Raw genomic sequence first — 11,343 nt, 5'->3', positions numbered from 1 at the left:
CCGGACGCCGGCTCGGACGCGGCGGGCATGAAGACCAAGGCCGTCCGCGACGGCGACTTCTGGGTCCTCAACGGTGTGAAGCGCTGGATCACCAATGCGGGCGAGTCCGAGTACTACACGGTGATGGCCGTCACCGACCCGACGAAGCGCTCCAAGGGCATCTCGGCGTTCGTCGTCGAGAAGTCCGACGAGGGCGTCTCCTTCGGCGCTCCGGAGAAGAAGCTCGGCATCAAGGGCTCCCCGACGCGCGAGGTCTACCTCGACAACGTCCGTATCCCCGCCGACCGCATGATCGGCGAGGAGGGCACCGGTTTCGCCACGGCGATGAAGACCCTGGACCACACCCGCATCACGATCGCGGCCCAGGCCCTCGGCATCGCCCAGGGCGCCCTCGACTACGCCAAGGGCTACGTCCAGGAGCGCAAGCAGTTCGGCAAGCCGATCGGCGACTTCCAGGGCATCCAGTTCATGCTCGCCGACATGGCGATGAAGCTGGAGGCCGCCCGCCAGCTCACCTACTCGGCCGCGGCCAAGTCCGAGCGCCTCGACGGCGACCTGACCTTCTTCGGCGCCGCGGCCAAGTGCTTCGCCTCCGACGTCGCGATGGAGGTCACCACGGACGCCGTCCAGCTGCTCGGCGGCTACGGCTACACGCGTGACTACCCGGTCGAGCGCATGATGCGCGACGCCAAGATCACGCAGATCTACGAGGGCACGAACCAGGTCCAGCGCATCGTCATGGCGCGCAACCTGCCCGGCATCCAGGGGGGCGCTCGATGACCGCAACAGACTCGGGCATAAGCAGGGTTGGTGTGGTCGGCTGCGGACTGATGGGCTCCGGGATCGCAGAGGTATGCGCACGGAGCGGCCTGAGCACGCTTGTCTACGAGGTGGACGGTGCGGCACTGGAACGCGGTCGGAGCAGGACCACTCAGTCCCTCAACCGCGCGCTCGATCGGGGCAAGTTGTCGCCGGAGGACCACGAGGCCGCCGTGAACGCACTTGTCTTCACGACCGATCTGGAGGACTTCGCCGATCGGGACCTGGTGATTGAGGCCGTTCCGGAGGACGAGGCGCTCAAGGTACATGTCTTCGCCACACTGGACCGGGTCGTTTCCCGGCCGGACGCACTGTTCGCTTCCAACACCTCGTCCATACCCATCATGAAACTCGGTGCGGCCACCTCCCGTCCGGGCCAGGTGATGGGATTGCACTTCTTCAACCCCGTGCCGGTGCTCGACCTCGTCGAACTCGTACCGTCCCTGGTGACCACCGACACTGCCTGGGAGAGGATGCATCACTTCGTCACGGAGGTTCTGGAACGACATGCCATCGTCTCTCAGGACCGAGCGGGATTTGTGGTCAACTCCCTGTTGATTCCCTATCTACTCGCAGCCATCCGAATGTTCGAGTCCGGGTTCGCTCTTGCCCAGGACATCGACGAAGGCATGGTTCGCGGTTGCGCGCACCCGATGGGCCCGCTGGCGCTGGCCGACCACATCGGCCTCGATACGACGCTGGCCGTCGCGCAGTGCCTGTACGACGAGTTCAAGGAGCCGCTCTACGCACCGCCACCACTGCTGTCCCGGATGGTCGAGGCAGGCCAACTAGGCCGCAAAACCGGGAAGGGCTTTTACGCCTACCCGGACCCTGCCGCCCGATAGCCGCGCTAGTGCTGTGACCGCTATGGTTCGCCGGGTTGAGATGGAGGACTGTGGTGTTTGTGGAGATCGTCTTCGCGGCGCTGCCGATCGACCGTGACGAGGTCGAGGAGGCGTTGGAAGCGGCGTTCGAGCTCGACGGCGAGGTCACGGGGGCGGGCAGCGGCATGGGTCGTTGCCACCTCGACCTTGAAGTCGCGGAGAGTCTGGACGCTGCCGTGGCTCTGGAGCGACTGCAGCGCGTGCTGTCCGAACTGGGCGTCGCGGGGTGCGCGACGATGAACGTCAGCGAATGATCAGGCTGCCATCCGGGCGCGTCCGCCCCAGCGAATCCCCTTCTCGCTGCGGATCCGGGCGCGTTCGCGGCGTTCGGCCGCCAGGACATCGCGGTGGCGGGAGTTGGCGTTGCGCCAGCGTAGATAGGCGTGCAGAGCCCTGGTCTGGACCGTGTGGTTGCGGTGGTTCGAGTTGGCGACGGTGAACTGCCGCAGCGGCCCGAAGTGCGCCTCGATCGGATTCGACCAGGACGCGTAAGTGGGGGTGAAGCACAGCTCGACCCGGTTCTTCCTGGCCCAGGCACGGATCTTCTCGCCCTTGTGGGCGGACAGGTTGTCCAAGATCACGTAGAGCGGGGCGCCGTCCGGGCGGGCCGCGCGGATCGATCTGAGCGCGGCCAAGGTGTTGCCGGCGCCCTTCTTGCGCCGGTTGACGCCCCACAGGGTGTCGTCGCCGATTGAGTAACATCCATGGAAGTAGCGGACCCCGTGGGTGCGGTGGTAGGTCGCGGGATGCCGTTCGGGGTGTCCGGAGGCGGCCCAGCCCGAGCCGCCGGTCGGGCGGATTCCCAGGGGTCCGAACTCATCGAACGCGAAGACCCGGTCGGGGAAGCGGTCCAGGACGTGCTCGATCCGGTCGAGCTTGGCGTCGCGGTCCGGGTCCGGGGATTCCTTCCAGGTCTTCGTGCGCTGGAAGGTGACGCCGCGGCGGGTGAGTAGGCACCGTAACGCCTCCCTGCCGATCCGGATCACGCGGCCGTGAACACGTCGCAGGTAGATGACGAGTTTGCGGATCGACCAGCGCGTGAAGGGCTGGCCGAGCTTGGTCGGGCGAGTGACGGCCGTCGCGACGACGAAGTCCTCGTCGTCAGGACTGAGCAGGCGGGGACGGCCTCCCGCCCAGCGAGGGTCCAGGCAGGCCAGGCCGATCTCGTTGAACTGGTGGATCACGTCGCGGACCGTGTCCTCGTCCGCCTGAACTAGCTGGGCGATGACTGGGACGCGGTTCCCGCCAGCCGAGGCCAGCAGCATCATCGCGCGCCGGTAGCGTACCGAACTGGTGCTGCCCCGGCGCACGATCTGCTGCAGCTTCTGCCCTTCCTGGTCGGTCAATCTGCGCACACGGAGAGGCTCGGCCACCGCACCTCCACCGGTCGGATCGGACGTCACCGCACATCCAACTGCCTCGACCACCAACCCGGCGAACCAACCCGGTCAGAGCACTAGACGGAGCCTTGCCAGTTCCTGGGCTCGCCGGTTCCGCGGCGAGGAGGCTGATGCAGCGTAGCCGTCGGTCTCTGGTCGCACGCGAACCGGGGAGGACCACGAAGAGTGAGCGCCAGCTACTCGCCCCGAGTTGCGGCCCGGCAGGCCCCCCGGTGGCGGAAGCAGAGGTTTAGGGAGCGGTGAGGATGATCTTGCCGTGAGCCTGGTGGGATCGCAGGCGTGTCACGACACGGGCGGCGGTCTTGAAGGATTCGCGGGTGTCGATCGGAGCCCGCACTCGGCGGCCGGCTACGGCGGGAAGCGGGCCGTGGCCGGCGGCGGCAAGGACAGCGCCGAGTTTGGCGGCGCGGGAGAAGCCGAAGGAGACCCCGCATATGCGCAGGTGGCGGTAGGAGAGGGCGTCGAGGCCGATGGTGGAGGCGGCCTGGTCCAGGCGGCCGATGGCGACCACGGCGCCGTCGGCACGGGTGGCGAGCAGGCAGGCTGCGAACGTCTGCCCGCCGACGTGGTCCAGGGCGATGTCGACACCGTTGCCGTCGGTGGCCTCCAACACGGCCTGGGTGAGATCCTGTTCGCCGGTGACCACGACGCTGTCCGCGCCCGCCTCACGCAGCAGGGTGCCCTTGGCGCTGCTTCCAGTGGTGGCGATGACCTGTCCGGCGCCAAGTGCCTTGGCGATCTGGACGCCGAGCAGGCCGATGCTGGAGGTGGCACCGGTGATCAGCACCGACTGTCCGGCCTGGAAACCGGCCGCCGCCAGAGCGCCGAGTCGGTGAGCAGCCCGGTGGGCAGCGCACACGCCTCCTCGTAGCCGGTCTGCTGCGGTACGGGCAGGACGTGGCGGTGGTCGGCCAGGACGTACTGAACGAAGCTGCCCGGGGGTGGTGTCCATCACCCGGTCGCCCACGGCGGGCGTTCGCACGCCGTCGCCGCCGACCGTGACGTCGCCTGCGAACTCGAAGCCCGCCCGGTATTCCTCACCGGGTGCCGCCGGCGGTTGGGTCAGCGGCGGTCAGCACCGCCGCATCCGCGTTGTTGAGTGCGACTGAACGGGCACGTACCACCACCGGTCCTGGGCCGGGCTGGGGCACAGGGACCTCGCGGGGCGTCCACTGGGGCCCCGTTCCGCCGAACAGGGCGGTCATCATCTCGCTCGCGGATATGCCGTCTCCCTGGTGTGTCGCTTGTGTCAGTTGCTGGGGGTGCGTGGTCCGGCGTACTGCTCGTCGGTGACGTGCTCCAGCCAGGTGGTCTCGGGCCGGTCGTCTCGGGCGCGGTGCCGTCCCAAAGGGCGATGTGTTGCATGAAGCGGTCCTCGGTCGCCCCGTGCCAGTGCTCCTCGCCGGGCGGACAGGTCACTGTCTCGCCGGGGTGGGCTTCGTGGACGACACCGTCACGGGTGCCGACCAGGGCGATGCCTGCGACGACATGGAGGGTCTGGCCGACGGCGTGGTGGTGCCAGGCCGTGCGGGCGCCGGGGGCGAAGCGGACCATGTTGGCCCGCGGGCGGGAGGGCTCCTGGCCTGCGTGGATGACGTCGAACCAGACGTCTCCGTTGAACCAGTCGGCCGGTCCTTTGGCAGTGGGCCGTTGCTTGACGAATTCCATGCTGTGCTCCTTCGGAACTGTGCGGTGTGAGGGGTGGGAGGTCGGGATGGGTCAGGCGTGGGCGAGGCCAGAGCCCAGAGGGCCGGAGGCGTCGACCTGGGCGAGAAGTTCCTTTGCCTTGGCCTCAACAGCGGTCAGGCAGTCGTTGCCGGCGACGAACCGCAGCGGCGGCCGGTCGAGGTCGGCGACCTTCAGCAGGGCGTCGGCGAGCTTGGCCGGGTCACCTTCCTGCTGGCCGTTCATGGGCTGCCACACCTTTTGGTCGCGGCGGTGCGCTCGGCGTAGTCGTCGATGGACAGCTCCGCCCAGGTGGTGGAGTCGTCCACCAGCAGCTCCGTGCGGAAGAAGCCGGGCTCGATGATCGTGGTGCGGATGGCGAAGGGCTCGACGTCGTAGCGCAGGGACTCCATGAAGCCCTCGACACCGAACTTCGCGGCGGCGTAGGCGACGATGAACTCCTGTTCTCCAAGCTGCCGGACAGTACCGCAACTACGTGCGGATGATGTTCACTGATCCGGCCATGCGCACTCTCTACGACGACTGGCACACGGTTGTCCGCACCTCCGTCGCCATGCTGCGCATGGAGGCTGCCACATACCCCAGGAAGCCCGCCTGGCGGCCCTGGTCGGCGAACTGTCCGTCCGCGACGACGATTTCCGTACCTGGTGGGCCAGCCACCCGGTCACCTCCGGCAGCATCGGCACCAAAGCCCTCCACCACCCCGTCGCCGGCAACCTCACCCTCGACTGGGACACGCTCACCGCTGGCACCAACCCCCCGACCAGCGTCCCATCGGCTGGACCGCTGAACCGGGGACCCCCAGCCACGACGGCCTACGCCTGCTCTCCTCCTGGGCCGCCAGCACCGTCATCCCGACATCCCAGAGCTCCAGCTGACGGCCCTGGCCCCAGTCCTCGGGTACTCCCGACAGGCACGCTTGCTCACGGGGACGTCTGCGCAATCCGCGTGGAGGAAGCCTGTCCACGAGAGACGTTTCCAGAACAGGCACCAGGGCTTACCCGCTGGTTCCGCTGGCAACACCGGCGACATAGGAGTCGTGGTCGGCCCGGTGTTTGAGGGCCCGCAGCAGCTTGCGCTGATGGGCTGTGCCCGGCTCACCACTACGGACGGCACCGGCGACGGTCTGCTCCGCCAGGTTCGGGTGGAGAGGGATCACCCAGCAGAGCCCTTCCAGCGGGTCGGCGCCGTCGTCCGGCGGGTGAGCACGGTGGCGGCGGGGCGCCCTCCTCGGTCCTGAGCCCCTGTTCGCGCTGCCCAGGCAGCCCTCAGAGACGTGAAAGGTGCCGCCGATCAGACTGCTGCCGGACGGCCGCGGACGCCGAAGTCGCAGCCCGCGCCGCACTTCGACGGCGGCGACCTGTCGCCGCCCCATTGACATCGCAGGCGGCCGTTCCTAGTCTCCGAGTGTAAATACGCACTCTGGTTCGCATGTACGAACTCGATGGAGGTTGGCGTGCTTGAGGGCATGTTGTGCAGAGCGGATGCCTTCGGCTGGGGTCGGAGCGGTCGAGGCAGTGGATGTGGTCATGGATCAGGTGTCCGCCGCAACTCTTCAGAAGTGCTCAGTCAGGACGACGTTCACAGACGTCGCCCTGACGAGATGACGCCACCTTCATCACGCTGGGCAGCCCGTTGCTGTTCTCCGACTGGCCGTTGGCCGGCCGGGCCAACCAAGCGGTTGCGCCGCCTGCCGCCCGCCAAGATCAGCGAGCCACAGTGAGCCGGAGCGATCTAAATGATCAAAGAACCGAAGGGGCCGCATCCTCATGGCAGTTGAAGCACGCATCGCCGTCCTCCGGGCCGGACGGCAGACGCTGGAATTCCGGGATGTGACGCTGGAGGCCCTGAGGCCGTACGAAGTCGTCGTACGGCAAAAGGCTTTCGGGGTCTGCCACAGCCAGCTGGACCGAATCTTCGCCCCCTCGCGGACCGAGCCGATGCTGCTCGGTCACGAGTCCATCGGCACGGTGGTCGAGGTCGGCGCGGAGGTCGACTATGTGACGCCTGGGGACGAGGTGCTCACCACCTGGATCCCTCGTGCGCCCCTCGACGGACGTCCTCCCGTTCCTTCGCAGGTCACCTTGCCGGACGGGAGCCTGGTCGGGTCGCACAACGTCTTCACGTGGGGGACGCACGCCGTCGTGGACGAGCAGTACCTCGTCAAGGCGCCGGAAGGCACCCCGGCTGATCTGGGTTCGATCATCGGGTGTGCGCTGATGACGGGCGCCGGTGCAGTGATGAACAGTGCCCTTGTCCGTGCCGGTCAGAGCGTCGCCGTCTGGGGTGCCGGGGGAGTGGGGCTGTGCGCCCTGGCCGCAGCAGCCATTCTCGGAGCATCGCCGGTCGTGGCCGTGGACGTCGACGATGACAAACTGAAGCTCGCGCAGCAGTTCGGTGCGACCGATGTGATCAATGCGAAGAAATGCGACCCGGTGGAGGTCATCCGCGCGCTGACCCCGCATGACGACGGGACGCGGGGGGTGGACTATGCCTTCGACTGCACCGGCATCGGCACCAACATTCCGGTGAGCCTCGCGTCGGTGCGCCCTGGAATCCGCGGCGCCGGTATCCGTGGGGGCGCCGATGTGCTCGTCGGGATCCCACGTGTCCCCTTCCAGCTGGACAGCATGGACCTGCTGAACGGGGAGAAGAGTCTGCTCGGCTGCGTCGGCGGCAGCTGCGCCCCGGCACGCGACTTCGAGACTTTCGTGGAGTGGACCCGCGACGGACGCTTCGACCCCAGCGCGCTCGTCACCGACCGGTTCGAACTGGACGAGCTCAACGCCGCCGTCGACGCCCTCCACGAGGGCCGCGTCCGTGGCCGCGCCGTCGTCGAGCTCGAGGGATGAGGCGATGAGTACAGATCCCGACCTGAGGCTCCGCCATGTGAGTCCTGCGTTTCGCACCTTCGCCGGCCAGGACGCCCTTGCCGCCTTGCCGCGCGAACTCGCCCGGGTGGGCGCGCGACGCGCGGTCATCGTATGCGGACCGTCGATGCTGAAGCACCCCGACGCTCTGAGCCGTGTGCACGAGGCTCTGGGGGAGCACCTTGTAGGGCAGTTCGACGAGGTGGCCGAGCACAGCCCCCTCCCTGTGGTGGAACAGACGCGGCGATTCCTTGCCGGCCATGACGCGGATGCCGTCATCGCCGTCGGCGGCGGATCGGCGGTGGTCACCGCACGGGCGGCCTCGATCCTGCTCGCCGAACAGCGTGACGTCCGGGAGCTGTGCACGCGGCGAGGGGCCGACGGCACGCTCGTGAGTCCGAGGCTCACCGCTCCGAAACTGCCGCAGTGGGTCGTGCCGAGTACCCCGACCACCGCCTGTGCGAAGGCCGGCAGCGCGGTGCGCGACCCGGAGAAGGGCGAGCGACTGGCCCTCTTCGACCCCGGGACTCGTGCCCAGGGCATCTTCCTCGATCCTGCCATCGCGCTGACCGCGCCTCCGCGACTGGCCTGGTCCGCCGCGCTCAATGTCTTCTCCATGGCCGTGGAAGGACTGCAGTCGCGTCGTGTCGACCCTCTCGCCGACGCACAGCTCGCGCATGCTCTGCGCACGGTGGTCACGTGGCTCCCGTACCTCCACACCGATCCGGAAGGCGCCACGCCGCGGATGCACCTGATGCTGGCCGCGCTGATGAGCGGACAGGGGAGCGACCACACCGGTGGAGGGCTCGCCCAGGCGCTGTCGCATGCGGTGGGACCTCGCTCGTCCACCGCCAACGGCGTCGTGCAAGCACTGCTGCTGCCGCACACCATGCGCTTCAACGCCCGGGTGGTCGGGCACCGTATCGCCCTGCTGGCCGACATCCTCAACCTCGATGAACGGACCTCCGAGGCCGTGATCGGAAAGATCGAGCGACTGCTGGAGCTTTTCGAGGTCCCCACTCGCCTCAGGGATGTCGGCATCGTCGAGAAGGACCTGATCGAGGCGGCCGACCACGCCATGGAGGACTGGGCCATCACGAGCGCACCTCGGGTACCCGACCGGACCGATGTCCTGGCGGTGTTGAGCAACGCCTGGTAGCAGAGCGCCGAGACCGGCGATGAACCGGCGGCGGCAGGTCCACGATGACCTGCTCGACGAAATGCCGGGATCGTGCAGTAGCCCACTGTCCAGCACCGAACGGGTGCGTGACATCCAGAGTGTCCGCTGCCCATGGAGGAACGCATGAACACCACGAAAACCGTCTGGGGCGACGAGATCGGCGTCGAGGAGGTGCGAGGACTCGCCTTCCGCGCCTACAAGCACCGTCCCCGTACCATCGGCAGCCTGCTCACCTTCGCTGACCGGTGGGGCGACAGGCCGCACCTTGCGCAAGGCGGGAACGTGATGACGTTCGCCGGGCTGCGTACGGCGGTGGCGGCAAAAGCGGAAGAACTCGCGGGGGCCGGCGTCGGTCGCGGCGACCGGGTGCTGCTCCTCGGCTGGAACAGTCAGGAGTGGATCATCAACTTCTGGGCCTGCGCGGCTGTCGGTGCCGTTCCCGTACTCGCCAACGCATGGTGGGGTAGGAGTGAACTCGCTGACGCCGTCGCTCTGCTGGACCTCAAGCTGGTCCTCGCCGATTCGCGGGGAGCGGCCGGCCTCCCCGACGACGCGGCGGTGGGGCGCTGGGAGTGTGACATCCCGGTTGGTTCTCCGACGCTCCCGGTCCTCACCGATGGCAGCGGCGGGGAGGAGGACGAGGACGCACCCGCAGTCGTCGTCTTCACCTCCGGAACCTCGGGCCGCCCGAAGGGGGTTGTCCTCTCACACCGCTCTCTCCTGGCCGGCCTCCATATGCTCCTGCACATCACCCGGCGGCTGCCCCAGCAGGTCGACGAGTCGACGGGCGACGCCGGCCTGCACACCGGGCCCATGTTCCACATCGGCGGTGTGCAGACGCTCATCCGCGCGATCACGGTCGGCGACACGCTGGTCATGCCTGCCGGCAAGTTCGACCCCGAGGAGGCGCTGCGCCTCGTCGAGGAGTGGAAGATCACCCGCTGGAGCGCCGTCCCGACGATGGTCTCCCGGGTCCTGGAACATCCCGACGTCCACCGCCGTGATGTCACCTCCCTGCGCTCCGTCACGGTTGGCGGTGCACCGGTGCACGCCGAGTTCCTCGACCGGCTGCGCGCCGGCCTGCCGGGTGTTCAGCCGCGCGTCCCGACCGGGTACGGCCTGACCGAGAACGGCGGCCAGGCGACGGCGGCCTCCGGACGGGACACCAGTGAGCACCCCGGGACCAGCGGCCGGCCGCTGCCCTGCGTCGAGCTGAAGGTCCACGAGGGAGATGAAAACGGTGAAGGCGAGATCCTGGTCCGTAGCCCGACCCAGATGATCGGGTACTTCGGAGTGGACGAGTCGCCCATCGACGGCGACGGATGGCTGCACACAGGCGACCTCGGACGCATCGACGAGGCGGGCTACCTGTGGATCACCGGCCGGGCGAAGGACCTGATCATCCGCGGAGGGGAGAACATCGCGCCCGCGGCCGTGGAGGAGGCTCTCGCGGGCGTCGCCGGTGTGGTCGAATCTGCGGTTTTCGGTGTCCCGCACCCTGATCTCGGGGAGGAGGTGATGGCCGCCGTGGTCGTCGAGGAGGGGCTCACCGCGGAGCGGCTGAGTGAGGAACTGCGGTCCGGGCTGGCGTCCTTCGCCGTCCCCAGCCGGTGGCGACTCCAGCACCACCCATTGCCGACCAATCACTCGGGCAAGATCGACAAGAAGGAACTGGCGGCACAGGCGCGCGCGGACCTTGCCGGGCGGGACGGTGGGCGACGATGAGCGACATCTTCCACGAACAGGTCGGCGGTGGCGTCGCACTGCTGGAACTTCGCAGGCCACCGCACAACTTCGTCGACGAGGAACTGCTGACCGATCTGGCCGACGCACTACTGGCCTACGACGATGACGACGACGTCTCGTGCCTCGTCATTGCCGCGCAGGGCAAGCACTTCTGCGCGGGAGTCGATCTCCGCGGTATCGGAGCGGCGGGCATTCGCCGCTTCTACCGTCAGGCTCTCCGTGTCTTCTCCGGACGTAAACCGGTGGTGGCCGCCGTCCATGGAGCCGCCGTCGGCGGCGGTCTCGGACTGGCCATGGCCGCGGACTTCCGCGTCGCGGCCCCAGGCGCCAGGTTCACCGCCAATTTCGCCCGTCTCGGCTTCCACCACGGCTTCGGCCTGAGCGTGACCTTGCCCAGGACCGTCGGACAGCAGCGCACTCTGGAGCTGCTGTACACGGGCCGGTCGGTCAACGGCGCCGAGGCCCTCGACCTCGGCCTGTGCGACCGGGTCGCGGAAGACCCACGGACCTCGGCCATTGCCTTCGCCGCGGAGATCGCCGCCTCCGCACCGCTGTCGCTGCCCGCGATCCGCTCCACGATGCGACGCTCGTTGGTGGCGGAGGTCTCGGCGGCCCTCGATGTGGAGGCGAACGCCCAGGCCGCTCTTCTGGGTACCGCGGACTTCGCCGAAGGGATCGCCGCCTCCGTCGAGAAGCGGCAGCCTCGCTTCACGAGTTCGTAATTATGAATCATTGATCGGAATCGAGTACATTGGGCT

General features: G+C 68.2%; 12 protein-coding genes and 2 pseudogenes. 8 read left to right on the top strand and 6 right to left on the bottom strand.

Features of this window, described 5'->3' with window-relative positions; translation table 11 throughout:
• The 3 genes from ACFWFI_RS16895 to ACFWFI_RS16885 all read left to right on the top strand — a co-directional run.
• Nucleotides 1–780: acyl-CoA dehydrogenase family protein (locus ACFWFI_RS16895; protein WP_387390389.1), on the top strand; the 780-nt coding region annotated here is incomplete at its 5' end.
• Entirely contained in the window at nucleotides 777–1,664 is an 888-nt protein-coding gene (locus tag ACFWFI_RS16890) for a 3-hydroxybutyryl-CoA dehydrogenase (RefSeq protein WP_387390387.1), read from the top strand. The genes ACFWFI_RS16895 and ACFWFI_RS16890, both read left to right, overlap by 4 nt.
• Before the next feature lie 59 nt (nucleotides 1,665–1,723).
• Nucleotides 1,724–1,957 (top strand): hypothetical protein, encoded by a 234-nt coding sequence (locus ACFWFI_RS16885; protein WP_328908070.1) that lies wholly within the window; start codon nucleotides 1,724–1,726, stop codon nucleotides 1,955–1,957.
• On the opposite strand, the gene ACFWFI_RS16880 is transcribed toward ACFWFI_RS16885, so the two are convergent.
• The 5 genes and pseudogenes from ACFWFI_RS16880 to ACFWFI_RS16860 all read right to left on the bottom strand — a co-directional run bounded on the left by ACFWFI_RS16880 (nucleotide 1,958) and on the right by ACFWFI_RS16860 (nucleotide 5,181).
• Nucleotides 1,958–3,076, bottom strand: coding sequence for an IS630 family transposase (locus ACFWFI_RS16880; RefSeq protein ID WP_387390384.1), 1,119 nt, complete (start codon nucleotides 3,074–3,076; stop codon nucleotides 1,958–1,960).
• Between the two features lie 256 nt (nucleotides 3,077–3,332).
• Complete coding sequence (locus tag ACFWFI_RS16875; protein ID WP_387390381.1) at nucleotides 3,333–3,962, bottom strand: quinone oxidoreductase family protein; 630 nt, start codon at nucleotides 3,960–3,962, stop codon at nucleotides 3,333–3,335.
• A 390-nt stretch (nucleotides 3,963–4,352) separates the two neighbouring features.
• A pseudogene (locus ACFWFI_RS16870) lies at nucleotides 4,353–4,771 on the bottom strand (cupin domain-containing protein).
• Nucleotides 4,772–4,822: 51 nt separating this feature from the next.
• A complete protein-coding gene (locus ACFWFI_RS16865) occupies nucleotides 4,823–5,014 on the bottom strand; it encodes a hypothetical protein (RefSeq protein WP_387390379.1) in 192 nt (63 codons plus the stop codon).
• A complete protein-coding gene (locus tag ACFWFI_RS16860) occupies nucleotides 5,011–5,181 on the bottom strand; it encodes a hypothetical protein (RefSeq protein WP_387390376.1) in 171 nt (56 codons plus the stop codon). Before ACFWFI_RS16860 ends, ACFWFI_RS16865 begins: the two co-directional genes overlap by 4 nt.
• A gap of 89 nt (nucleotides 5,182–5,270) precedes the next feature.
• Here ACFWFI_RS16860 and ACFWFI_RS16855 point away from each other — a divergent pair.
• Nucleotides 5,271–5,848, top strand: a pseudogene (locus tag ACFWFI_RS16855) (hypothetical protein).
• Here ACFWFI_RS16855 and ACFWFI_RS16850 read toward each other — a convergent pair.
• Nucleotides 5,787–5,948: a hypothetical protein gene (locus ACFWFI_RS16850; RefSeq protein WP_387390391.1), complete on the bottom strand. Its 162-nt coding sequence runs from the start codon at nucleotides 5,946–5,948 to the stop codon at nucleotides 5,787–5,789. The pseudogene ACFWFI_RS16855 and the gene ACFWFI_RS16850 overlap by 62 nt on opposite strands.
• A 610-nt stretch (nucleotides 5,949–6,558) precedes the next feature.
• Between ACFWFI_RS16850 and ACFWFI_RS16845 the strand changes: the two genes are divergently transcribed.
• From ACFWFI_RS16845 to ACFWFI_RS16830, 4 genes are all read left to right on the top strand, one after another.
• On the top strand, nucleotides 6,559–7,641 hold the full coding sequence (locus tag ACFWFI_RS16845) for a zinc-binding dehydrogenase (RefSeq protein WP_387390374.1): 1,083 nt from the start codon (nucleotides 6,559–6,561) through the stop codon (nucleotides 7,639–7,641).
• Between the two features lie 4 nt (nucleotides 7,642–7,645).
• Nucleotides 7,646–8,818, top strand: coding sequence for an iron-containing alcohol dehydrogenase family protein (locus ACFWFI_RS16840; protein WP_387390371.1), 1,173 nt, complete (start codon nucleotides 7,646–7,648; stop codon nucleotides 8,816–8,818).
• Nucleotides 8,819–8,962: 144 nt separating this feature from the next.
• Nucleotides 8,963–10,564 (top strand): class I adenylate-forming enzyme family protein, encoded by a 1,602-nt coding sequence (locus ACFWFI_RS16835; RefSeq protein ID WP_387390369.1) that lies wholly within the window; start codon nucleotides 8,963–8,965, stop codon nucleotides 10,562–10,564.
• Nucleotides 10,561–11,307, top strand: coding sequence for an enoyl-CoA hydratase/isomerase family protein (locus ACFWFI_RS16830; protein WP_387390366.1), 747 nt, complete (start codon nucleotides 10,561–10,563; stop codon nucleotides 11,305–11,307). The genes ACFWFI_RS16835 and ACFWFI_RS16830 overlap by 4 nt, the downstream gene beginning before the upstream one ends.
• Nucleotides 11,308–11,343 lie beyond the last annotated feature (36 nt).

Origin of the sequence: Streptomyces sp. NPDC060209 (genome assembly GCF_042728155.1) — a bacterium.
Classification (GTDB): Bacteria; Actinomycetota; Actinomycetes; order Streptomycetales; family Streptomycetaceae; genus Streptomyces.
Note: the sequence above shows the minus strand (reverse complement) of the source record. Positions and strands in the feature narration are given on the sequence as shown.